Source organism: Achromobacter sp. RT286_PF (assembly GCF_059760425.1).
In genome coordinates, this window is the sequence record NZ_JCBAMR010000045.1 from 1 (window position 1) to 21,988 (window position 21,988).

20 protein-coding genes and 1 pseudogene are annotated in these 21,988 nt (G+C 64.8%); 12 read left to right on the plus strand and 9 right to left on the minus strand.

Translation table 11 applies throughout. The features are described 5' to 3' along the window. The 8 genes and pseudogenes from AC6LJY_RS24445 to AC6LJY_RS24480 all read left to right on the plus strand — a co-directional run. Nucleotides 1–619: DMT family transporter (locus AC6LJY_RS24445; RefSeq protein ID WP_498136956.1), on the plus strand; the 619-nt coding region annotated here is incomplete at its 5' end. A 45-nt stretch (nucleotides 620–664) separates the two neighbouring features. Further along, nucleotides 665–1,540, plus strand: a pseudogene (locus tag AC6LJY_RS24450) (DNA polymerase III subunit gamma/tau); the annotation flags it as partial. A 45-nt stretch (nucleotides 1,541–1,585) separates the two neighbouring features. Further along, the gene (locus AC6LJY_RS24455) at nucleotides 1,586–1,912 is read left to right on the plus strand and encodes a YbaB/EbfC family nucleoid-associated protein (RefSeq protein ID WP_006221090.1); all 327 of its coding nucleotides are present in this window, start codon (nucleotides 1,586–1,588) and stop codon (nucleotides 1,910–1,912) included. Nucleotides 1,913–1,933: 21 nt separating this feature from the next. Next, complete coding sequence (gene recR, locus AC6LJY_RS24460; protein ID WP_046806911.1) at nucleotides 1,934–2,542, plus strand: recombination mediator RecR; 609 nt, start codon at nucleotides 1,934–1,936, stop codon at nucleotides 2,540–2,542. A gap of 76 nt (nucleotides 2,543–2,618) precedes the next feature. Continuing rightward, nucleotides 2,619–3,878: a CaiB/BaiF CoA transferase family protein gene (locus tag AC6LJY_RS24465; RefSeq protein ID WP_498136957.1), complete on the plus strand. Its 1,260-nt coding sequence runs from the start codon at nucleotides 2,619–2,621 to the stop codon at nucleotides 3,876–3,878. 12 nt (nucleotides 3,879–3,890) lie between these two features. After that, a complete protein-coding gene (locus AC6LJY_RS24470; RefSeq protein WP_046806909.1) occupies nucleotides 3,891–4,931 on the plus strand; it encodes an ABC transporter substrate-binding protein in 1,041 nt (346 codons plus the stop codon). Then, complete coding sequence (locus tag AC6LJY_RS24475; protein ID WP_104144548.1) at nucleotides 4,924–5,733, plus strand: ABC transporter ATP-binding protein; 810 nt, start codon at nucleotides 4,924–4,926, stop codon at nucleotides 5,731–5,733. The genes AC6LJY_RS24470 and AC6LJY_RS24475 overlap by 8 nt, the downstream gene beginning before the upstream one ends. Before the next feature lie 3 nt (nucleotides 5,734–5,736). Next, on the plus strand, nucleotides 5,737–6,531 hold the full coding sequence (locus tag AC6LJY_RS24480) for an ABC transporter permease (RefSeq protein WP_006222859.1): 795 nt from the start codon (nucleotides 5,737–5,739) through the stop codon (nucleotides 6,529–6,531). A 31-nt stretch (nucleotides 6,532–6,562) separates the two neighbouring features. Here AC6LJY_RS24480 and AC6LJY_RS24485 read toward each other — a convergent pair whose 3' ends face one another. The 4 genes from AC6LJY_RS24485 to AC6LJY_RS24500 are packed head-to-tail and all read right to left on the minus strand — an operon-like array spanning nucleotide 6,563 to nucleotide 10,386. Next, a complete protein-coding gene (locus AC6LJY_RS24485; RefSeq protein ID WP_314356964.1) occupies nucleotides 6,563–7,138 on the minus strand; it encodes a biliverdin-producing heme oxygenase in 576 nt (191 codons plus the stop codon). A 10-nt stretch (nucleotides 7,139–7,148) separates the two neighbouring features. Further along, the gene (locus AC6LJY_RS24490; RefSeq protein ID WP_314356962.1) at nucleotides 7,149–7,808 is read right to left on the minus strand and encodes a hypothetical protein; all 660 of its coding nucleotides are present in this window, start codon (nucleotides 7,806–7,808) and stop codon (nucleotides 7,149–7,151) included. 7 nt (nucleotides 7,809–7,815) lie between these two features. Next, nucleotides 7,816–8,169 (minus strand): response regulator, encoded by a 354-nt coding sequence (locus AC6LJY_RS24495; protein WP_223264912.1) that lies wholly within the window; start codon nucleotides 8,167–8,169, stop codon nucleotides 7,816–7,818. Between the two features lie 24 nt (nucleotides 8,170–8,193). After that, nucleotides 8,194–10,386 (minus strand): ATP-binding protein, encoded by a 2,193-nt coding sequence (locus AC6LJY_RS24500; protein WP_314356960.1) that lies wholly within the window; start codon nucleotides 10,384–10,386, stop codon nucleotides 8,194–8,196. Between the two features lie 99 nt (nucleotides 10,387–10,485). Between AC6LJY_RS24500 and AC6LJY_RS24505 the strand changes: the two genes are divergently transcribed. Beyond that, nucleotides 10,486–11,013 (plus strand): carboxymuconolactone decarboxylase family protein, encoded by a 528-nt coding sequence (locus tag AC6LJY_RS24505; protein ID WP_498136958.1) that lies wholly within the window; start codon nucleotides 10,486–10,488, stop codon nucleotides 11,011–11,013. An 88-nt stretch (nucleotides 11,014–11,101) separates the two neighbouring features. Here the strand turns inward: AC6LJY_RS24505 and tal are convergent, their stop codons facing one another. Further along, the gene (tal, locus tag AC6LJY_RS24510; protein ID WP_314356957.1) at nucleotides 11,102–12,055 is read right to left on the minus strand and encodes a transaldolase; all 954 of its coding nucleotides are present in this window, start codon (nucleotides 12,053–12,055) and stop codon (nucleotides 11,102–11,104) included. A 210-nt stretch (nucleotides 12,056–12,265) separates the two neighbouring features. Here tal and carA point away from each other — a divergent pair, with 210 nt between their 5' ends. The 3 genes from carA to AC6LJY_RS24525 all read left to right on the plus strand — a co-directional run bounded on the left by carA (nucleotide 12,266) and on the right by AC6LJY_RS24525 (nucleotide 17,546). Further along, nucleotides 12,266–13,420 (plus strand): glutamine-hydrolyzing carbamoyl-phosphate synthase small subunit, encoded by a 1,155-nt coding sequence (gene carA / locus AC6LJY_RS24515; protein WP_046806902.1) that lies wholly within the window; start codon nucleotides 12,266–12,268, stop codon nucleotides 13,418–13,420. Nucleotides 13,421–13,430: 10 nt separating this feature from the next. Beyond that, a complete protein-coding gene (carB, locus tag AC6LJY_RS24520; protein WP_046806901.1) occupies nucleotides 13,431–16,676 on the plus strand; it encodes a carbamoyl-phosphate synthase large subunit in 3,246 nt (1,081 codons plus the stop codon). Between the two features lie 105 nt (nucleotides 16,677–16,781). After that, a complete protein-coding gene (locus AC6LJY_RS24525) occupies nucleotides 16,782–17,546 on the plus strand; it encodes an SDR family oxidoreductase (RefSeq protein WP_046806900.1) in 765 nt (254 codons plus the stop codon). Between the two features lie 37 nt (nucleotides 17,547–17,583). Here AC6LJY_RS24525 and AC6LJY_RS24530 read toward each other — a convergent pair whose 3' ends face one another. The 4 genes from AC6LJY_RS24530 to AC6LJY_RS24545 are packed head-to-tail and all read right to left on the minus strand — an operon-like array spanning nucleotide 17,584 to nucleotide 21,967. After that, on the minus strand, nucleotides 17,584–18,228 hold the full coding sequence (locus tag AC6LJY_RS24530) for a histidine phosphatase family protein (RefSeq protein WP_046806899.1): 645 nt from the start codon (nucleotides 18,226–18,228) through the stop codon (nucleotides 17,584–17,586). A gap of 25 nt (nucleotides 18,229–18,253) precedes the next feature. Further along, nucleotides 18,254–19,162 carry a LysR family transcriptional regulator gene (locus AC6LJY_RS24535; RefSeq protein ID WP_498136959.1) on the minus strand — a complete coding sequence of 303 codons (909 nt, stop codon included), beginning with the start codon at nucleotides 19,160–19,162 and terminating at the stop codon, nucleotides 18,254–18,256. A gap of 10 nt (nucleotides 19,163–19,172) precedes the next feature. Further along, complete coding sequence (locus tag AC6LJY_RS24540; protein ID WP_143215517.1) at nucleotides 19,173–20,258, minus strand: ABC transporter ATP-binding protein; 1,086 nt, start codon at nucleotides 20,256–20,258, stop codon at nucleotides 19,173–19,175. Further along, nucleotides 20,255–21,967: an ABC transporter permease gene (locus AC6LJY_RS24545; protein ID WP_498136960.1), complete on the minus strand. Its 1,713-nt coding sequence runs from the start codon at nucleotides 21,965–21,967 to the stop codon at nucleotides 20,255–20,257. Before AC6LJY_RS24545 ends, AC6LJY_RS24540 begins: the two co-directional genes overlap by 4 nt. Nucleotides 21,968–21,988 lie beyond the last annotated feature (21 nt).

Consider the following 21,988-nt stretch of genomic DNA (forward strand, 5'->3'; position numbering starts at 1 on the left):
CGCCGGGACTGCTGCGACTGCCGCCACGACTGCCGCCACCGCCACCGCCGCCGCCGCCACCGCCGCCGACCACGCCACCGCCGCCGCCCACGCCGCCGCCCCCGCCACCACGACCGCCACCACGACCGCCGCCACAACCAACGCCACAACCAACGCCCCCACCAACGCCCCCACCAACGCCACCGACGTCGCCGCCTCTGACCGTGGCATCTGGCTGTGGCCGCTGGCGGTGTGGGCGGGATACGGGGTGATCGATATCCTGTTCAAGCAGGTGGCGCGCGCCGGCACCGCGTTTGCCGGCGGACTGCTGTTGGCCTTCGTGCTGGCGGGCGTGTTGATGTTGGCGTATCTGCTGGCGCGCCGGGCGCGTTGGCAGCCGCGCCATCTGCTGGCGGGCGTGGCGCTTGGCGTGGCCAATTTTGGCAACATCCTGACCTACATCCGCGCGCACCAGTCCTTGCCTGAACATCCGGCGCTGGTGTTTGCGTCGATGAACATGGGCGTGATCACGCTGGGGACGCTGGTGGGCGCGTTAGTGTTTCGTGAGCCGCTGACCCGGATCAACGCGCTGGGTATCGCGCTGGCGCTGGGCGCGATCGTCGTGATGGCGCCCTGGTAATCCCCGCCGCGCGATCGTCAGGTGCCCGTGCGGCGGCGGCGCTGGGTGTCGGATTCGGTTTCCGAGCGCGAGGCATCCTTCTCGCCTGCCCTGGATTCAACATCCGCAGAACGGGCGCCAGCTGGCGCGCCGGTACCGGCTGCCGTGGAAGCGGATGCCGCGGGATCGCCCGCCGCGGGATCGCCCGCCCAGGCCCCCGCCGCCTCCGCATCCCTCCCCACGCCGGAGGCCTCGGCCGCCAAGGCCGCAGGCTCTGCGGCGCTGGCGGTGACGCCCGCGGTGGCTGCTGTGCTGGCGACTGCGCCGGCCGAAGCTGACCCCGACGGCCCGCCGTCCTGGGTCGACGAAGAAATTCCGTTTGAAGCCGAAGGCGGCTTTGTTCCCGAGAGCGGATTCACATCCGATCCCGACGACGATGGTTTTGAAACGCTGGCCAGTGCGCCCTCCGTGGCGCCCCCCGTGGCCCCCGTCCGCCGAGAGGGCGCTGCGCCTTCGCGCAAGCGTTCGTCGCGCGCCCGCATCGAAGACATGACGCAAGCCGCCTGGCCCGGGCTGGCCGCGACCCTGCCCGTGACCGGCCTGGCCGCCGAACTGGCGCGGCAAAGCGAATGGGCCGGCGTGCAGGGTGATGCCATCATCCTGCGCGTTGCCGTAAAAACCCTGGCCGAAAGCGAAAGCCGGGTTCGCCTGCAAACCGTCTTGTGCGAACATTTCGGGCAGGGCATCCGGCTGGACGTGCAGGTCGGCGTCACCGGCGAGGACACGGCGCATGCCGTGGCCAAGGCCGAACGCGCCGCGCGCCAGCAGGCCGCCGAAGACGCGGTGGCCGTCGATCCTTTTGTGCAAGCCTTGTTGGCCGATTTCGGCGGGTATGTCGTGCCCGACTCCATCCGCCACGTTGATCCCCCGGCCGCTGCCTGACGCGGCGGCCCCTCTCTTATTTCCCTCGTTCAAGGAACATCCATCATGATGAAAGGACAACTGGCCGGCCTGATGCGCCAGGCGCAGCAGATGCAGGAAAACATGAAGAAGGCGCAAGATGCGCTGGCCGAAATCCTGGTCGAAGGCGCCTCCGGCGGCGGCCTGGTCAAGGTCACCATGACCTGCCGACACGACGTCAAGCGCGTCGTGATCGACCCGTCGCTGCTGGGCGATGACAAGGACATGCTGGAAGACCTGGTTGCCGCTGCGTTCAACGACGCGCTGCGCAAGGCCGAAACCACGTCGCAGGAAAAAATGGCGGGCGTCACCGCCGGCATGCCGCTGCCCCCGGGCATGAAGCTGCCCTTCTAAGCAAGGCTGCCCTGGGCTGCAATGGATCCTTTACTGCCTGAACCCGAACCGCTGGTGTCTCTGATCGAGGCGCTTCGGCGCCTGCCCGGCGTCGGCGTCCGATCGGCCAGGCGCATGGCTTATCACCTGCTTCAGCATGACCCGCAAGGCGCGGACATGCTGGGGCGGGCGCTGGCCGGCGCCGTGCGGGACCTGAAACATTGCGCCCGGTGCAACAGCTTTTCTGAAGACGAGGTCTGCGGCACCTGCGCCAACCCCAAGCGCGACCCCTCGCTCTTGTGCATCGTGGAAACGCCGGCCGACCAGAACATGATCGAGTCCAGCCACGGCTACCGTGGCCTGTACTACGTGTTGATGGGCCGGGTGGCGCCGCTGGAAGGCATCGGCCCGCGTGAGCTGGACTTCGACCGCGTTATCAAGCGCGCCACCGACGGCGTGGTCGCGGAAGTTATCCTGGCCACCAACTTCACGGCGGAAGGCGAGACCACCGCCCATTTCCTGGGCGAAGCGCTGGGCGAACGCGGCCTGCGCGTGACCCGGCTGGCGCGCGGCGTGCCCGCGGGCAGCGAGCTTGAATACGTGGACGCCGGCACCATTGCCTGGGCGCTGATGGAGCGCAAGACCACTTAGCAAAGCAGGGCTCGCAACGTCAAAATAGCCGCCCGGCAAAGCATCGGCGCGGCACGAAACGTGAGGAAGACAAACCATGTCAGCGCTGACCGGACTGAAAGTCCTGGAACTCGGCACGCTCATCGCCGGCCCCTTCGCCGCCCGCATCTTCGGCGAATTCGGCGCCGACGTCATCAAGGTGGAAACTCCCCACGGGCCTGATGGCACGGGCGGCGGAGACCCCATCCGCAGCTGGCGCCATCTGCACGAGGGCAATTCGCTCTGGTGGACGGTGCAGGCGCGCAACAAGCAGTCCATAGCCCTGAACCTGAAAGATCCGCGTGCCCAGGAAATTGCCCGCAAGCTGGCGCTGGACGCGGATGTCGTGGTTGAAAACTACCGGCCGGGCGTGCTGGAAAAGTGGGGCCTGGGCTTTGAGCAATTGCGCGCCATCAACCCGGCGTTGATCATGGTGCGGCTGTCTGGCTACGGCCAGACCGGCCCCATGAAAGACCAGCCGGGTTTTGGCGCCATCGGTGAATCGATGGGCGGGCTGCGCTACGTGTCGGGCCACCCCGACCGGCCGCCGCTGCGGGTCGGCATTTCCATCGGCGATTCCATCGCCGCCTTGCATGGCGTGATCGGCGCGATGATGGCGCTGCGCCATCGCGACGCCACGGGCGGGCGCTGGAACGGCAAGACGGGCGAGGCATGCCAGGCGGGGCAGGGCCAGATGGTTGACGTGGCCCTGTACGAAGCCGTGTTCAACATGATGGAAAGCCTGGTGCCCGAATATGACGTGGCCGGCGTGGTGCGCGAACGCACCGGCGGTGCGTTGCCCGGCATCGTGCCCTCCAACACCTACACCACGCGCGATGGCCAGAACATCGTCATCGCCGGCAATGGCGACGCCATCTTCCACCGCCTGATGCGGGCCATCGGCCGCGACGACCTGGCCGAAGACCCTGAGCTGGTGCGTAACGATGGCCGCGCGCGCCGCGTCCAAGAGATCGATGGCGCCATTCAGCAGTGGTGCGACGGCCGCAATATCGACGAGGCGCTGGGCACCCTGAAAGCGGCGGACGTGCCGGTCGGAAAGATCTACAGCGTGGCCGACATGTTCAACGATCCGCAGTTCCTGGCGCGCCGCATGATCGAACAACATCGCCTTGCCGACGGCAGCCCCGTCAAGCTTCCCGCAGTGGTTCCCAAGCTGTCTGAAACCCCTGGCCAGACGCGCTGGGTGGGCCCGAAATTAGGGGAACATACCGAGGAAGTCCTGAAATCGCTGGGGTATGATTCAGCGGCTATTGACGAGCTGGCGAAGACCGGCGCTATCGGTAAACCCGACAACTAAGGAGACAACCCCATGTCAGTTACTCGCCGTGAGTTGCTCAAGATCGCCGGCGCCGCCGGCATCATGAGCCTGGCGCCCGCCATCGTGCGCGCACAAAAACTGGAAAAGACCAAGGTACAGATCGCCGTCGGCGGCAAGCCCCTGATCTACTATCTTCCGCTGTCCATCGCCGAAGCACGTGGCTACTTCAAGGACGAAGGGTTGGACGTCAGCATCGCGGACTTTGCCGGCGGCTCCAAAGCCCTGCAAGCCGTGGTCGGCGGCAGCGCCGATGTCGTGTCCGGTGCGTTCGAGCACACGTTGTCGATGCAGTCCAAGGGCCAGGCCTATCGCGCCTTCGTGCTGCAAGGCCGCGCGCCGATGATCGGCGTGGGCGTGTCCAAGAAAAACCTGCCCAACTACAAGGGCCCGGCCGACCTCAAGGGCAAGAAGATCGGCGTGACCGCGCCGGGCTCGTCCACCAACATGGTGGTCAGCTTCTTCCTGGCCAAGCACGGGCTGAAGGCATCGGACGTTTCCATCATCGGTGTGGGCGCCGGCGCCGGCGCGGTGACCGCGCTGCGCAGTGGCCAGATCGACGCCATCTCCAACACCGACCCCGTGGTGTCGATGTTGGAAATGCCGGGCGATATCCAGATCATTGTCGACACGCGCACGTTGAAAGACACCCAGGACATCTTCGGCGGCAACATGCCCGCCGGCTGCCTGTACGCGCCGCAAGCATTCATCGACGCCAACCCCAACACCACCCAGGCGCTGACCAACGCCTTGGTGCGCGCCGATAAATGGATTCAAAAGGCGGGCCCCGACGAGATCGCCAAGATCGTGCCGGAAACCTACCTGCTGGGCGATCCGGCCGTGTACAAGGCCGCCATTTCCAAGAGCCTGGAAGGCCTGTCGCCCAATGGCATGATCCCCGAGGACGGCGCCGCCACCGCGCTCAAGGCGCTGGCCGCCTACCAAGCGGATTTCGACGGCTCGAAGATTGATCCGTCCAAGGTCTGGACCAACGATTTCGCGCGCCGCGCCAACGAGAAGTACGCCAATGGCTGAAGCCGCACTATCGCTGGAAAATATCAGTTGCACCTTTGTTTCGCGCGACGACCGGTCGCAGCGCTACACCGCCGTCAGCGACACGACCCTGGCCATCGCGCCGGGCGAGTTCGTGTCGGTGGTGGGCCCGACCGGCTGCGGCAAATCCACCCTGCTTAATGTCGGCGCCGGCTTGCTGGCACCGTCCAGCGGGCAGGTAAAGGTCTTTGGGCAACCCCTGTCGGGCATCAATTCGCGCGCGGGCTACATGTTCCAGGGCGAGGCGCTCTTGCCCTGGCGCAGTGCGCTGGACAACGTGGTGGCCGGCCTGGACTTCGCGGGCGTGCCGCGCCCCGAAGCGCTGGAACGCGGCCGCGAATGGATGCGGCGCGTGGGCCTGGGCGGCTTTGAAAGCCGCTATCCGCACCAGATGTCGGGCGGCATGCGCAAGCGCGCCATGCTGGCCCAGACGCTGATCCGCGACCCCGACATCATCCTCATGGACGAGCCGTTCTCGGCTCTGGATATCCAGACGCGCCAGTTGATGGAAAACGAGGTCCTGGACTTGTGGATGGCCAAGCGCAAGGCCGTGCTGTTCATCACGCACGACCTGGACGAAGCCATTGCCATGAGCGACCGCGTGATCGTGTTGTCTGCCGGCCCCGGCACGCACCCGATCGGGGAATTCGCCATAGACCTGCCGCGTCCGCGCGACGTGGCAGAGGTCCGCGCCCATCCGCGCTTCGTTGAACTGCATTCGGCCATCTGGGCCGTGCTGCGCGAAGAAGTGCTCAAGGGCTATGCCCAACAGAAGCGAGCCTGAGGTATGTCGAAGTCATTCAAATCCGGTTCCGCCAGCCTGCGCTTCTGGCAACTGTTGCTGCTGGTCGTCATCCTGGGCGTCTGGCATTTTGCGTCGCGCGATTCCAAGGTGGCGTTCTTCTTTGGCGAACCGCTGAAAGTCTGGGGCCGCATCTGGGCCTGGTTCGTCACCAACGCCGACATCTACACCCACTTGTGGGTGACGTTGACCGAAACCGTGCTGGCGTTTTTCATCGGCACCATCGCGGGCCTGGGCTTTGGTTTGTGGCTGGGGCTGTCGCCACGCGCAAGCGCCATCCTTGACCCCTACATCAAGGCCGCCAACTCGATGCCGCGCGTCATCCTGGCGCCGATCTTCGGCATGTGGTTCGGCTTGGGCATCTGGTCCAAGGTGGCGCTGGCGGTCACGCTGGTGTTCTTCATCGTGTTCTTTAACGTCTACCAGGGCGTGCGCGAAGTCAGCCCCACCTTGCTGGACAACGCTCGCATGCTGGGCGCGCGCAAGCGTCAGTTGCTGCGTCACGTCTACCTGCCGTCTGCCACCAGCTGGGTGTTCTCCAGCCTGCATACGTCGGTGGGCCTGGCTTTCGTGGGCGCGGTGGTGGGTGAATATCTGGGCTCGGCAAGCGGCGTCGGGTACCTGATCCTGCAAGCCGAGGGCACGTTCGACGTGAACACCGTGTTCGCGGGCATTGTGGTGCTGACGGCGTTTGCGCTGGTGCTGGACTACATCGTGGGCATCGGTGAAAAGCGCTTGATGAAGTGGCAACCCAAGTCGGGCGAAACCGAAAAACTGTAGTCGGTCAGCCGGCGCTGCGCACCTGTCAGCTTCAGGTTCGCAGCGCTTGCCGGCTGTGCAGCCAGACCGTCAGGCTGTCGAAGGCGTCGCGCGCGCCTTGCAATGCGCGGGCTTCGCGCCCCTGGGCGCCGGCCTCGCTGTCCAGATAATGCAGAAAGTTCTTCCACATTGGGCCCAGGTTTTCGCCATAACCGCGCAGATAGCGCAGTGGCAGGGCAGGGCTGATATCTGCCAGCTGTTTGGCCAGAAAGCGTCCGCCCAGCTGTGATCCTTCCACCACATAGGCCACACCCAGCGCGTAGGCATCGGCAGCGTTTACGCGGGGCGCGTCGGAGCAGTGCGCCACGGGCGCGGCGTCGCCGGCCGCCGCCAGGTCCGCACGTATCCAATCGCTTTTGCCGGCACGGGCGTGCGCTTGCAAGCTGTCAGGCCAATCCAGCTGCCACAGGCGGCGCTCCAGCGGTTCCAGCCACCCCAGCAACGCGCGCAGATAGTTCAGATACGCGTCGCGGTCGAGGTCGCCGCTGGTCAGGGCCAGCCCTTGATCCAGCGTTTCATGCCTGTCTCGCGTGCCGTCGCGCAGCACTTGGTGTACCGGGGAAATCATAGGCGGTCGCTCATGCTGGGGCAGGGGTGACGGGCAGGTGCAGCGACCAGCATTGCGCCTGCCGTTGCAGCCGCCAGCCTGATGCCGCCGCCAGCAGTTCAATGTCTTCGGGCGGGAAGGCGACGGGGGCGTCGGCAGGCGCCTTGGCGGTATCGGGCAGCGCCGGGAAATGCGCGTGCCACACGTCGGCCCGCGAACAATCCAGCGTCAGCGCGGCATCTGCCGGCAACGTCGACAGCAGGCTCAACAGCCAGGCCAGCAACAGATACCGCGACGTGAATTGCGGCACCTGCAAATCCGCCACGTCTTCCGGCCACACGATGCTGTGTCGCGACAGCAGCAGATGCGAGAACATCAGCTTGCGGCATTCGCGCAATAACGTCTGCGTGGACGTGGTTGCGCCGCTATCGAGCAGCCACTGATCCAGCTCGCGCACGATGGTGACGCTGTCTTCCAGCATGCCGGTCAGGTCGCCGGCCAGGCGGTGGCATCGTTGCTGCAAGGTATCGGCGTCGGCGCCTTCCGGGCTTTGGCGCAGCATCGCGGCGGCCAACGTGGCGTTGGACAAGGGGCCGACAACTTCATGGCGCAGCACGGGAAATACCTGCGCCAGCACTTTGAACCGCACGCCCTGGGCCGCCAGGGCATTCATGGGATTGGCCATCGACATGGCGGCCTCAGTGTGCTTGCCGCAGGATGGCCAGCAGCGCGTCGGGGTCCGCGGGCTTTTCGATCCAGCCGTTGAACATGCCGTCTTCGTCGCGGCGCTCGTGGCGAGCCAGGCCGCTTAACGCGTAGATGCGAGGAGATTCGGTGCGCGCGCGCAGCCGCGTTGCCAGTTCATAGCCGTCCATGTCGGGCAGCAGTATGTCCACCAACACGGCCTCGGGCCGGAAGCTGTCGACCATTTCCAAAGCGGCTTCGCCTGTGGGGGCGCAGCGTGTTTCCACGCCGGAAAGCGCCAGGAATTCGGCAAGCAACTCCGAGCCCATTTCATTGTCGTCAACCAGCAGGACGCGAACTGCGCGCACTTCGTTCAAAAGGTTCTCCATACTTCAGGGGGTGGCTGCGGCGCGGGATTCGCGCGGCAGTCTTACCGTAAAAATGACCAGGCCATCCCGGCACTGCACCGAGATTTCGCCGTCATGGCCGCGCACCACCTGCTCGGCGATGTACAGGCCCAGTCCCAAGCCATTGCGGTTGCGCGAATGGCCCAGCGACTCGGGTTTGAACGGCGAAAACAGGTGCGCCAGCACTTCCGGTGCAATGGGCGCGCCATGGTTGGTGACTTGCAATTCTATGTGGTCGCCGTCTTGCCGCGCGCGCACCAGGATGGGCTGGCGGGGCGCGCCATGCTGGCGCGCGTTGCTCATCAGGTTGGTCACGACCTGGGCGATGCGGTCGGTGTCCGCCATCAGCGCCAGTCCGGGTTGCACGTCCGGCTCGATGCGCAAGCCGGGGTAGGCCTGGCGCTTTTCCTCGATCAAGCCATTGACCAGGTCGCTGAGGTTGCACAGGCCTTTTTCGATGCCCAGCCCCATGCCGCCCTGTAGGCGCGACAAATCCAGCACTTGCGAAATCAGGCGTTGCATGCGGCCGCTGGAATATCGGATGCGCTCGCCCATGCGCGCGCCCGAATCCGTTTTGGACAGCAGCGTGGCCGCCATCGAAATCGATTGCAGGGGGTCGCGCAGATCGTGGCCCAGCATGGCCAGCAGCGCGGTGCGGGCCCGGTCTACATCAGCGGCGCGGCTGGTGGCGATGTGAGAGAGTTCGTCGCGCAGGTTATCGGCGGCTTCCAGTTCGCCCGGCAGCCACGATGTGCAGGTATTGCGCACCACTTCGCGCCAGGCCTCGAACGAGCCGCGCGGCGTCAGGCGCGGCCCCTGGCTGCCCACGGCGTATTGCTTTTCGGGCTTGCCGCCCCACACCAGCGTTTCAACCTGTTCTTTGCGCAGCCAGATCAGCCAGCCGTTGTTCATGGGGTCGAATTTGCACGCCAACAGGCCGGCGTACGGCACCAGATCGGTTTGCAATTCGGGGTAGTCGCGGGCGATGTTATCGGTGTGCACCACCCGCTGTCCGCTTTGGTCCAGCGCGCACAGGATGCCGGCCAATTCACCGCGCGGGGCAATGCCGCCGAACACGGTGACGCTGTTGCCCCACAGGCACAGCGCGGCGTCGTTGGGAATCAGCGAGGCGGGCGTGTCCGGACCGCTGGATAAGGCCAGGTGCAGGTTTTCGGACGCCGACACCCGTTCCGTTATTTCACTGACCAGCGCGGCGTTGCGGCGCGCTTGCGCCGCGCGTTCGGCGCCTTCGATGTTGGCCACCGCGGCGGACAGCACCTGCGCCATGGCTTCGCAAGCGAGCCGGGCGGGGTAGGGGATCGGGCGCGGCGCATGGTGGTGGCACGCGATCATGCCCCACAGCTTGCCCTCGATCACCAGCGACAGGCTCATCGAGGCCTGCACGCCCATGTTCGCCATGTATTCCAGGTGAATCGGCGACACGCTGCGCAGCGCCGAAAAGCTCATGTCCAGCGGCGTGGCGCTGGCGGACGGTGCGCCCCGGACGCGCACGGGCGCATACCGGGCGTCCGCGATCTGGCGCAGCGTATTCACGGTGTACAGGCGGCGAGCCTGCGCGGGGATGTCACCGGCGGGGTAGCGCCGACCCACCCAGTCTTCCAGCGATTCGTGGCGCTCTTCGGCCACGATCTCGCCGCTGTCGTCCGGATGAAAACGGTATGCCATCACCCGGTCAAAGCCGGTTGCGCGGCGCACTTCGCGCACGGCGCACTCCAGCAGCCCGGCGATATCGCGTTGGCGCCGGACGCGTTCAATGCTGCGGTAGATGCGCGCCGGGTCCGCCATATCCGCGTCCGTTGAAACGCGCAGTTCCAACTCCACGATAGTCAGCCCATTGCTGTTGCGATGGCCGATGACATCGAACATGGCGCCGTTCAGGGACAGCGTCAGGGGATCGAAGATGGGTTCGGGATCGTCCAGCCACGCCGACAGGCAATGCGCCAGGCTGGGGGGCAGCGTGCCCGCTGGGCAGCACTGGCCCAGCGTCAGCGGCGCGCCCAGCACGGTGGGGGCGTTCTCGCTGGCAAACTGCAAAATGCCATCCGAGTCGAACGCCAACAACGCGCCCAATGGCTGAATAGCGCCCGGAATATGAATGGGTTCGCTATCGCAATTGGCGAGCGTGACTGGCGTAGGGGAATGGGTCGGCGCATTCATTGTGGGTGGGGTACCTGGGACGCGCAATGAGCTGTCATTATGTCAAATATATTGTATGAATGTATGCATTTGCAGCCCTGTCACCTATCTGGAGCTTCCATGGCCCGTCTTGCCTACGCCGATCTATCTCATCCCGAGGCACGTCCCCTGGTGGAGCGCATCGTTGCAGAACGCGGCAGCGTGCTTCATCTGTACCAAATGCTGCTGCACAGCCCCGCAGTGGCCGGAGGCTGGCTGAACTATTTGACTTCCATCCGGCAACTGAGCAGCTTGCCGGGAGACCTGCGCGAACTGGTCATCATGCGCGTTGCCGCGCTTAACGGCGCGCCTTACGAGGCCGATCAGCACGCGCCGATCGCGCTTCGTGAAGGCGTCTCGCAGGCCCAGCTGGATGCGCTGGGCGATTGGGAAAACTCAACGCTGTTCGACCAACGTCAAAAAGCCGTGTTGGCCTACACCGACGCCATGACGCGCCACGTGCAGGTGCCGCAGCCGGTGTTTGAAGCCGCCCGCGCCGCCATGGGCTCGGAAAAGCTGATTGTCGAACTGACCGCAACCGTCGCGGCGTACAACATGGTGTCGCGCTTTTTGGAAGCGTTGCAGGTGCATTCGGACGATCACCGCTAAGGCCACCATCCAGCAGGCCAACAGGTATGTCAGCAAGTCGCGTGCCCAAACCTTGGGCGCGCGATTTTTTTTGCGCAATGCCGGAGGATCAGCGGCGCTGTGCGTCGATCAGTGCATCCAGCTTTACGGCGTCGGCGACAAACAGGCGGATGCCTTCGGACAGTTTTTCGCTGGCCATCGCGTCCTCATTGAGCAGCGTGCGGAAGCTGACCTCGTCCGCGCCGATACGGTCAATTGACGGGCCCGTGTCGTCGGCGCGCAATTGCGCCGGTGCATCGCCTTGCGTGCCGGCCAACTGATTGAGCAGGTCCGGGCTGATGGTGAGCAGGTCGCACCCCGACAGCGCCAGGATCTGGCCCACGTTACGGAAGCTGGCGCCCATGATTTCGGTAGAAATGTCGTGCTGTTTGTAATACCGGTATATGCGCGTCACCGACAGTACGCCGGGATCTTGCGGCCCGGCGTTGTCGGCCTCGACCCACGCGGCGCCGGCGGTCTTCTTGTGCCAGTCATAGATCCGGCCGACAAAGGGCGAGATCAGCTGTACCCGGGCATCGGCGCAGGCAACGGCCTGGGGCAGCGAAAACAGCAGCGTCAGGTTGCAGCGCACGCCTTCGGCTTGCAGGGCGCGGGCGGCCTGGATGCCTTCCCAGGTGGAGGCTATCTTGATCAGCACGCGCTCGCGCGGCACGCCGGCGGCTTCATACAGGGCAATCAGGCCGCGCGCCCGCTCGATGGTGGCGCGGGTGTCGAACGACAGACGGGCATCGACCTCGGTCGACACGCGGCCCGGCACGATGTTCAAAATGGCGCGGCCAAAGGCGACCAAGAGGCGGTCGACCAGCTCGGGCGCCGAGGCGCCCTGATGATCGCGCACCGTCTGTTCCAGCAACGGGCGATAGGCCTCTTGCTGTACGGCTTTCAAAATAAGGGACGGGTTGGTGGTGGCGTCTGTGGGACGCAACGCCTTCATCGCTTCGAAATCTCCGGTGTCGGCGACAACGGTGGTGTGATTGCGCAGGGCGTCAAGTTGGCTGGACATGGACAAGTAACGGCTCACGACGGCTAAGGTTGAAGGTTCCTTAGCGTATCACTGCCGTGGGCGTCCGGCCGTCAGCCAGGAGTGGGAGAGGGAAGCCGGGGAAGGGGGGAATCGCCATCCTGGCCTTATTTGGCGCGGTTCGCCGGGGAATTGGCCCGGTCAAGGTATAATCCGAAGGTTTGATTATCGATTCTAAAACCGGGGTTTACTGTGCTGCCGCAACTTTTTCCCGAGGGGATCAACCGCTTCCCTCCTGCAATTCTGGCTCTGGCGGACGGTACCATTTTTCGAGGCGTGTCGATCGGTGCGCCTGGGGCTACCGTTGCCGAAGTGGTGTTCAACACCGCGATGACCGGGTACCAGGAAATTCTCACCGATCCCAGCTATAGCGGTCAGATCGTTACGCTGACCTATCCGCACATTGGCAACACCGGCGTCAACGCCGAAGACGTGGAAGCCAATCGCGTCTATGCCGCCGGACTCGTGGTCCGCGACTGTCCCGCCCGCGTGTCGAACTTCCGTTCCACGCAATCCCTGCCCGACTATCTGGCCGCGCAAGGCATCGTCGCCATTTCCGGCATCGACACCCGCAAGCTCACCCGCATCCTGCGAGAAAAAGGCGCCCAAGGCGGCTGCATCTTCGTGGGCACCGACGCCGAACGCGCCGTTGAAATGGCCAAGGGCTTTGCCGGCATGGCTGGCCAGGATCTGGCCAAGGACGTGTCGCAAAAATCCACGACGGAATGGACCGAAGGCACGTGGCAACTGGGCGAAGGTTTCGCAAAGCCCGACCAGTCCAAGTTCCACGTCGTTGCCTACGACTACGGCATCAAGACCAACATCCTGCGCCTGCTGGCGGATCGTGGCTGCCGCCTGACCGTGGTGCCGGCGCAAACCAGCGCCGAAGACGTCCTGAAGCTCAATCCTGACGGCGTGTTCCTGTCCAACGGCCCCGGCGACCCCGAGCCCTGCGACTACGCCATCGATGCCACGCGCGTGTTCCTGGACAAGAAGCTGCCGGTCTTCGGCATCTGCCTGGGCCATCAGATCATGGGCCTGGCCGTGGGCGGCAAGACGCTCAAGATGAAGACGGGCCACCACGGCGCGAACCACCCCGTGCAAGACCTCCAGTCCAAGCGCGTGTTCATCACCAGCCAGAACCACGGCTTCGCGGTCGATGCGGCCAGCCTGCCGGCCAATGCGCGCGTCACGCACGTGTCGCTGTTCGACGGCACGTTGCAGGGCTTCGAGCTCACCGACCGCCCGGCCTTCTGCTTCCAGGGTCACCCCGAAGCCAGTCCGGGTCCGCACGACATCCTTGAACTGTTCGACAAGTTCATCGCCCTGATGTCCGGCCAAAAGTAAAGATTGCATCATGCCCAAGCGTACAGACCTAAAAAGCATACTCATCATCGGCGCCGGCCCCATCATCATCGGGCAGGCCTGCGAATTCGACTATTCCGGCGCACAGGCGTGCAAGGCGCTCAAGGCCGAGGGTTATCGCACCATCCTGGTGAACAGCAACCCCGCCACGATCATGACGGACCCGGAAACGGCCGACGTCACCTACATCGAGCCCATCACCTGGCAAGCCGTTGAAAAGATCATCGAGCGTGAAAAGCCCGATGCCTTGCTGCCGACCATGGGCGGCCAGACCGCGCTGAACTGCGCACTGGACCTGGCCCACCACGGCGTGCTCAAGAAGTACAACGTGGAACTGATCGGCGCGAACGAACACGCCATCGAAAAGGCTGAAGACCGCCAGAAGTTCAAGCAGGCCATGACCGACATCGGCCTGGAATCGGCCAAGTCGGGCGTGGCCCACAGCATGGACGAAGCCTGGGAAGTCCAACGCCGCATCGCCGCGGAAGTGGGCACGTCCGGCTTCCCCGCCGTGATCCGCCCCAGCTTCACCATGGGCGGTTCGGGCGGTGGTATCGCCTACAACGCCGAAGAATTCGAAACGATCTGCCGTCGCGGCCTGGAAGCGTCGCCGACCAACGAGCTGCTGATCGAAGAATCCTTGCTGGGCTGGAAGGAATTTGAGATGGAAGTGGTCCGCGACAAGGCGGACAACTGCATCATCGTCTGCTCGATCGAAAACCTGGATCCGATGGGCGTGCACACCGGTGACTCGATCACCGTGGCGCCGGCCCAGACGCTGACCGACAAGGAATACCAGATCATGCGTAATGCATCGATCGCGGTATTGCGCGAGATCGGCGTGGACACGGGCGGCTCGAACGTGCAGTTTGCCGTCAACCCGAAGAACGGCCGCATGATCGTCATCGAGATGAACCCGCGCGTGTCGCGTTCGTCGGCGCTGGCATCCAAGGCCACCGGCTTTCCCATCGCCAAGGTTGCCGCGCGCCTGGCCGTGGGTTACACGCTGGACGAGCTCAAGAACGAAATCACCGGCGGCGCCACGCCCGCCTCGTTTGAACCGTCGATCGACTACGTCGTCACCAAGGTGCCGCGTTTTGCGTTCGAAAAATTCCCCACCGCCGACGCGCGCCTGACCACCCAGATGAAGTCCGTGGGTGAAGTCATGGCCATCGGCCGCACTTTCCAGGAATCGTTCCAGAAGGCGCTGCGTGGTCTGGAAGTGGGCGTGGACGGCCTGAACCAGAAAACCACCGACCGCGAAAAGCTGCAAGTCGAACTGGGCGAGCCCGGTCCGGAACGCATCTGGTACGTGGGCGATGCCTTTGCGCAAGGCTTCACGCTGGACGAAGTGCACAACATCACGCACATCGACCCGTGGTTCCTGTCGCAGATCAAGGAAATCGTCGACATCGAACTGGCGCTGGAACAAAAGACGCTGGCCGACCTGGACTACGCCACCCTGTGGGAACTGAAGCGCCGTGGTTTCTCGGACCGCCGCCTGGCCTTCCTGCTGGATTCCGCTGAATCCGAAGTGCGCAAGCTGCGCCACCAGTTGAACGTGCGCCCGGTCTACAAGCGCGTGGACACCTGCGCCGCCGAATTCGCCACCCGCACCGCGTACATGTATTCCACGTACGAAGAAGAGTGCGAATCCGCGCCCACCGATCGCAAGAAGATTATCGTGCTGGGCGGTGGCCCGAACCGTATCGGCCAAGGCATCGAGTTCGACTACTGCTGCGTGCACGCCGCGCTGGCGCTGCGCGAAGACGGGTACGAGACCATCATGGTCAACTGCAACCCGGAAACCGTGTCCACCGACTACGACACGTCCGATCGCCTGTACTTCGAACCGCTGACCTTGGAAGACGTGCTGGAAATCGTCCACAAGGAAAACCCGGTCGGCATGATCGTCCAGTACGGCGGCCAGACGCCGTTGAAGCTGGCGCGCGCCCTGGAAGCCAACGGCGTGCCGATCATCGGCACCAGCCCGGAATCCATCGACGTTGCCGAAGATCGCGAACGCTTCCAGAAGCTGCTGAACAAGCTGGGCCTGCGTCAGCCGCCCAACCGCACCGCGCGCACGGAAGGCGAGGCCCTGGCCCACGCCACCGAGATCGGCTACCCGCTGGTCGTGCGTCCCAGCTACGTGCTGGGCGGTCGCGCCATGGAAATCGTGCACGAACAGCAAGACCTCGAGCGCTACATGCGCGAGGCCGTTAAGGTCAGCAATGACTCGCCCGTGCTGTTGGACCGCTTCCTGAACAACGCCACCGAAGTCGACGTGGACTGCCTGGCCGACGGCGAAACCGTGTTCATCGGCGGCGTCATGGAACACATCGAGCAGGCCGGCGTGCATTCGGGCGACTCGGCTTGCAGCCTGCCGCCTTACTCGCTGTCTGCGGAAGTCATCGCCGAGATCAAGCGCCAGACCACGATGATGGCCAAGGCCTTGAACGTCAGCGGCCTGATGAACGTGCAGTTCGCCATCCAGGGCGGCGACGTCTACGTGCTGGAAGTGAACCCGCGTGCATCGCGCACCGTGCCCTACGTGTCCAAGGCCACCGGCCTGCAGCTGGCCAAGATCGCCGCGCGCGCCATGGCCGGCCAGACGCTGGCAAAGCAAGGCATCACCAAGGAAGTCGTGCCGCCTTACTTCTCGGTCAAGGAAGCCGTGTTCCCGTTCGTGAAGTTCCCGGGCGTGGACACCATCCTGGGTCCGGAAATGAAGTCGACCGGCGAAGTGATGGGCGTGGGCATGAGCTTCGGCGAAGCCTTCGTGAAGTCGCAATTGGCTGCTGGCGTGCGCCTGCCGGAATCCGGCACGGTGTTCATCAGCGTGAAGAATCAGGACAAGCCCCGCGCCGTGGAAGTGGCGCGTGGCCTGCATGCCCTGGGCTTCAAGCTGGTCGCCACGCGCGGCACGGCGGCCGAAATTGAAACCGCGGGCATTCCGGTGCAAGTGGTCAACAAGGTCACCGAAGGCCGTCCGCACATCGTGGACATGGTCAAGAACGGCGAAATCGCGCTGGTCATCAACACGGTTGAAGAACGCCGCAACGCCATCGTCGATTCGCGCACGATCCGTACGCAATCGCTGGCCGCTCGCGTCACCTTCTTCACCACCATCGCCGGCGCCCGCGCCGCGGTTGAAGGCATGCAGTATCTGCGCCAGGGCCTGGGCTTGCAGGTGTATCCGTTGCAGGACTTGCACGCATCGCTTAGCGGCCAAGGCTGACGCGACAGCGCCAAGCCCGCGGGCTTGAGGTAGGATGCCGGGGCGGCCCTTGATCAGGGCCGCCCTTTTTCCATTCCTGCCTTCCTATTCGCTTAAGACGATTCCATGAACAGAGTCTTCATCACCGGCGCCAGCAGTGGCCTGGGCCGCGCCCTGGCGCAGCAGTACGCCGCATCGGGCGCCACGCTGGGTCTCTTGGGCCGGCGCGAAGACGCGCTGCGTGAATTGGCCGACAGCTTGCCGGGCAACCATCGTTGCTATGCGGTTGACGTGCGCGACCGTGCCGCGCTGCATGCAGCGGCGGCCGATTTCATCGCGTTCTGCCAGGGCAGGGTGGATGTCGTCATCGCCAGCGCGGGCATCAGTGCCGGCACGTTGACCGAGCACGGTGAGGACTATGACGTCTTCAAAGCCATTGTCGACACCAACTTGCTGGCCACCGTGGCCACCTTCGAGCCCTTTGTCGGCGCCATGCGCGCCGCCGGATCGGGCCGTTTGGTGGGCATTGCCAGCGTGGCTGGCGTGCGTGGACTGCCGGGGGCCGGCGCCTACAGCGCCTCTAAATCCGCGGTGGTGACCTACTGCGAAAGCCTGCGGCTGGAGCTGGCGGGCGATGGCATCCGCGTGGTGACCATTGCGCCGGGCTACATCAAGACCGCCATGACGGCGAAGAACCCGTATTCGATGCCTTTCCTGATGGAGGCGGACGCCTTTGCGCAACGCGCGCAGGCGGCCATTACGCGTGGCACGTCTTACACGGTGATTCCGTGGCAGATGGGCGTGGTGGCCAAGCTGATGCGCCTGTTGCCCAACGCGGTGTACGACAAGTTGGCGCGTGACGCGCCACGCAAGCCGCGCAAAGCGGGGTAGCCCTTTACAGCGCGCTTACGGCACGTCTACAGCAGGTTTACGGCACCACGTCGTCGCCGACCTCGTCGGCCACGTGTCCAACGTCGCCCCAATCCAGCACTTCCCACTTGCGGCCCTGTACCGCGACGCGGTTGATGCTGACATTCAGCAACGCGGCATCGCGCGCGCCATTGAGCGGCACACCCGATGCATGACGCCAGATGATGTCCAGCACGCCTCCGTGCGTGAACATCAGGATGCGCTCGCCATCATGGCGGCTGGCAATGTCGTCCACGGTGGAGATCACGCGGGATTGGAATTGCCCCAGGGACTCGCCGCCATCCAGCGGGCGCAGCGGGTCGCGGCTTTTCCAGGCGGCAGCGGCTTCGGGCGCCTGCACATCGATGTGTTCGTGGTCCAGCCCTTCCAGGACGCCAAAGCCCCGTTCGCGGATGCCCGGCTCGACCCGTACGCGCAGCCCCAGCTGTTCGCCCACGGGCACGGCCGTGGCATGGGCGCGTTGCAGGTCGCTGCTATAGATAGCGTGGATGGGCGTGTGGCGCGCGTCTTCGCGCAGGCGGGCGGCAAGCAGGCTGGCCTGATTGACGCCGAATTCGTTCAGGGGAATGTCTTTCCAGCCTTGCAGGCGGCGCTGGCGATTCCAGTCGGTTTCGCCATGGCGGATGAACCAGATTTCAGTCATTACGTTTGTGATGCGCAAATAAGGCTTAAAGCTGGGCCGGTGCGATTGCCGCGCGCGGCTTCCAGATGGTTTGGATGAGGGAGCTTAACGCCACCAGCGCGGGTTCGCTGGCGCGTTCATAGGGCAGGATGAAGCCTAGCATGGCGTCGGCACGTGCCTGGCCCCACACCATGAAATCATTCGAGGCCGCGCCGGCCAAGGCGGTTTCCTCCCGCAACAACGCGCAGCCCGCGCCGGCGCGCACCAGCGCTTCCAAATTGGCCTGGTCATCGTTCTGCATGACGACGCGAGGCGACAGGCCGTGGCGTTCAAACATGTCGCGCAGCAACAGATGCGTGTGGCTGCCCGACGGGCCGTCCAGCCACGGCAACTGCGCCACTTCGCGCCAGCCGCCGCGCTTTAGCACCGCGGCATGGTCGTGGGGCAGCGCGATGCGATAGCGCACGCTGCGCAGCGGCAGCCACAATACGCCACGCGGGGGATTGGCCGCGATGGTCAGCGCCGCCGGCAGCCGCCCGGTGCTGACCTGTTCGGCCAAGGTGGCCGTGGGCAGTGTCTGCGTCTTCAGTTCCACTAGCGGCAGGCGTTGCGTGACGGCCGCGGCCAGCTCGCCCAGGCGCAGGAAATCCGGTTTTTCGCTGGGCACGCCAAGCTCCACAACGCCATGCAGGCTGCCTTGCAGCTGTTGGGCCTCGGACTTGAATTGCGCGCCCAGCACCAGCAGCGATTCCGCCGTGGGCAGCAGCACCTCGCCCGCCTTGGCCAGCGCCAGCCGCCCGCCACTACGGTCGAACAGCGCCACGCCCAGGCTCTGTTCCAGCGCCTTGATCTGCGCGGTCACGGCGGGCTGCGTCAGGGACAGCGCTTCGGCCGCCTTCGTCAGGTTGCCCAGGCGGGCAACCGTGACGAAAGCGCGGATCTGATAGATTTCCATGGCCGCCAGTTTAGGCCGCCAACAGCCGCACTTGCGTGGGTTCCAGTCCGATGGATACCGGCGCGCCGATAGGAAACGGCGACAGCCCGGCCAGGTGCGACTGATCCGCCGTCAGGCGTTGTTCACCGATCAGCACCTGGTAGCGCGTGAACTCGCCCAGGAATTCGCTGCTTTCCACAATGCCGGGCAGCCACACATAGCGCGCGTCGCCCAGGCCGTCCGCCATTTCGATCTGTACGGTGTGCGGCCGGAAGCTGGCGGCCAGGCGGCTGGCGGCGGGGGCTTCCGCCGTCAAAGGCAGGTGCAGGTCGCCCACGCCAGGCACGGCCAGCACTACGCTGCCGCTGGTGCGTTCACGCACATCGCCTTCCAGCACATTCATCGTGCCCACGAAGTTGGCCACGAAGCGGTTCGTCGGATAGTCGAACAGCGTGCTGGGCGCGCCGATCTGCTGCACCACGCCGTGGTCCAGCACCGCCATGCGGTCGGCCGTGGTCATGGCTTCTTCCTGGTCGTGCGTGACGAAGATGGTGGTGATGCCCAGGCGCCGTTGCAGGCTCAACAGGTCCTGGCGCATCTGCACGCGCAGCTTCTTGTCCAGATTGGACAGAGGCTCGTCCAGCAGCAGCACCTGCGGTTCAATGACGATGGTGCGTGCCAGCGCCACGCGCTGCTGCTGCCCGCCGGACAGCTGGTTGGGCCGGCGCTTGCCATACTGCGACAGGCCCACCAGTTCCAGCGCGGCTTCGACCTTGGCGCGAATCTCGGCGCGCGGCAACTTGCGTTCGACCAGCCCGAAGGCCACGTTGTCCCAGACCGTCATGTGCGGCCACAACGCGTAGTTCTGGAACACCATGCCGATGTTGCGATTCCAGGGCGGGGTGCCGGTGATGTCCTTGCCGTCCACCAGCAACTGGCCGGCGCTATGGCGATTGAAGCCCGCGATCAAGCGCAGCAGCGTCGACTTGCCCGAGCCGGACGGGCCCAGCAGCGCAAAGAACTCGCCCGGCTCGATGTGGATGTTTACGTCTTTCAGCACTTCCGTCTTGCCATAGGACAGGCGGATGTTGCGGCACTCTACGCTGACCTTCTTCATGCGGATTCCCCTTCAGTGCGTGCCGGACGCTGGCGCGACTGCGCGCGCTCTACCAGCAGGTGCGATACATACGTGCCGATGGCCACCGCGGCCACCGCCAGCACGCCCAGCGCGGCGCCGGGCCCCCGGCCCGCCGCGCTTTGCATATACAGATAGATGCCGTAGCTCATGGGCGCCTGGCTGTCCTTGGTGACCAGCATGATGGTGGCCGACAATTCCACCGCCGCCGTCACGAAGCTGGTCACGAAGCCGGCCAGCATGCCGCCCGCCATCAAGGGCACGACGACACGGCGGATCGTGCTCATGCGGGTGGCGCCCAGCGATTGCGCGGCTTCCTCCAGCGACACGTTGATCTGCTGCAACGAGGCCACGCACGAGCGCAGCGCGTAGGGCAGGCGCCTGACCGAATACGCGATCATGATGATGATCCACGACGAGGTCAGCAACGTTCCGGTACCCGGCAGCTCGATGCCGCGAAACGTGCGCAGGAAACCGATTGCCAGCACGATGCCCGGTATCGCCAGCGCGGCAGACGCCATGAAGTCCAGCCACTGCCGCGCCGGCAACCGCGTGCGCAGCATCAGGTAGGCGATGGCGGTGCCAAGAATGACGTCCACCCCGGCCGCCAGACCGCAATAGAGCAAGGTGTTGGCGATCATGCCCTGCGATTCCGAGAACACCGCCGAGTAATGCGCCAGCGTGTAGCCATCCGGCAGCGGGGCGAAGCTCCAGACGCTGGCCAGCGACAGCAGCAGCACGCCCATGTGCGGCGACAGCACCAGCAGCAGCACCAGGATGATCCACCCATAGGCCAGCACGCTTTCCATCGGCCCCAGCTTGCGCTTCTGGATAGAGTTGCCGCCCTTTTGCAGGGTGGAATAATCGCGCCCCTTCAGCACGCGCGCCGACAGCCACAGCGCCAGAATCGAAAACGCGATCATGATGACGCTGATTACATAGCCCAGCGGATCTTCCAGCCCCACCTGCGTAATGCGCAGGTACGCTTGCGGCGCCAGCATGTTGGTGGTGCCCAGCACCAGCGGGGTGCCCAGGTCGTCGAACACCTTGACGAACACCAGCGACGCGCCGGCCACGTAGCCGGGCAGGGCCAGCGGGAAAATCACGCGGCGGAACAGGCGAAACCCGCGCGAGCCCAGGTTGAATGCGGCCTCTTCCATGGCGCCGTCGATATTGCGCAACGCCACCACCAGGTTCATCAGGATGAACGGAAAGTAGTGCAGCGCTTCAACAAAGATGACGCCGTTCAAGCCATCCATGAACGGGATCGTGAACCCGAACCAGTCGTTCAGCAGCAGGTTGACGCTGCCCGACCGCCCGAAGATCAGCTGCATCGCGACGGCGCCCACAAACGGCGGCATGATCAGCGGCAGCACGCCCAGCGTCTGGATGATCAGCGCACCGCGAAAATCGAAGCGCACCGTGAAGTACGCCAGTGGCACCGCGATCAGCGACGCCAGCAGCGCCGACCAGCCCGCCACGTACAGGCTGTTGAAGAACGCTTCCTGCATTAGCGGCTGATTGAAGAAGGCGCCGAAGTGGCCCATCGTGAAACTGCCGTCGGCGTTCACGAAGGCGCTGTAGAAGACCGTGCCCACGGGCACGACAAGAAAAAGCAGCAGAAAGCCGAATACCAGCAGCGCCGTCAATGCGGGGCCGGCGGGCAGGCGTGAGTGGCCCGAAGAATTCATCGAGATTCCCGAAATCGTTGC

What these genes read in the sequence shown, in the direction of transcription:
- AC6LJY_RS24530 (WP_046806899.1), bottom strand. Translation starts at nt 18,228, where the DNA reads ATGACTGAAATCTGGTTCATCCGCCATGGCGAAACCGACTGGAATCGC.
- AC6LJY_RS24500 (WP_314356960.1), bottom strand. Translation starts at nt 10,386, where the DNA reads ATGAATGCGCCGACCCATTCCCCTACGCCAGTCACGCTCGCCAATTGC.
- carB (WP_046806901.1), top strand. Translation starts at nt 13,431, where the DNA reads ATGCCCAAGCGTACAGACCTAAAAAGCATACTCATCATCGGCGCCGGC.
- AC6LJY_RS24455 (WP_006221090.1), top strand. Translation starts at nt 1,586, where the DNA reads ATGATGAAAGGACAACTGGCCGGCCTGATGCGCCAGGCGCAGCAGATG.
- AC6LJY_RS24470 (WP_046806909.1), top strand. Translation starts at nt 3,891, where the DNA reads ATGTCAGTTACTCGCCGTGAGTTGCTCAAGATCGCCGGCGCCGCCGGC.
- AC6LJY_RS24545 (WP_498136960.1), bottom strand. Translation starts at nt 21,967, where the DNA reads ATGAATTCTTCGGGCCACTCACGCCTGCCCGCCGGCCCCGCATTGACG.
- recR (WP_046806911.1), top strand. Translation starts at nt 1,934, where the DNA reads ATGGATCCTTTACTGCCTGAACCCGAACCGCTGGTGTCTCTGATCGAG.
- AC6LJY_RS24475 (WP_104144548.1), top strand. Translation starts at nt 4,924, where the DNA reads ATGGCTGAAGCCGCACTATCGCTGGAAAATATCAGTTGCACCTTTGTT.
- AC6LJY_RS24480 (WP_006222859.1), top strand. Translation starts at nt 5,737, where the DNA reads ATGTCGAAGTCATTCAAATCCGGTTCCGCCAGCCTGCGCTTCTGGCAA.
- AC6LJY_RS24535 (WP_498136959.1), bottom strand. Translation starts at nt 19,162, where the DNA reads ATGGAAATCTATCAGATCCGCGCTTTCGTCACGGTTGCCCGCCTGGGC.
- AC6LJY_RS24465 (WP_498136957.1), top strand. Translation starts at nt 2,619, where the DNA reads ATGTCAGCGCTGACCGGACTGAAAGTCCTGGAACTCGGCACGCTCATC.
- AC6LJY_RS24525 (WP_046806900.1), top strand. Translation starts at nt 16,782, where the DNA reads ATGAACAGAGTCTTCATCACCGGCGCCAGCAGTGGCCTGGGCCGCGCC.
- AC6LJY_RS24485 (WP_314356964.1), bottom strand. Translation starts at nt 7,138, where the DNA reads ATGATTTCCCCGGTACACCAAGTGCTGCGCGACGGCACGCGAGACAGG.
- AC6LJY_RS24490 (WP_314356962.1), bottom strand. Translation starts at nt 7,808, where the DNA reads ATGTCGATGGCCAATCCCATGAATGCCCTGGCGGCCCAGGGCGTGCGG.
- AC6LJY_RS24505 (WP_498136958.1), top strand. Translation starts at nt 10,486, where the DNA reads ATGGCCCGTCTTGCCTACGCCGATCTATCTCATCCCGAGGCACGTCCC.
- tal (WP_314356957.1), bottom strand. Translation starts at nt 12,055, where the DNA reads ATGTCCAGCCAACTTGACGCCCTGCGCAATCACACCACCGTTGTCGCC.
- AC6LJY_RS24540 (WP_143215517.1), bottom strand. Translation starts at nt 20,258, where the DNA reads ATGAAGAAGGTCAGCGTAGAGTGCCGCAACATCCGCCTGTCCTATGGC.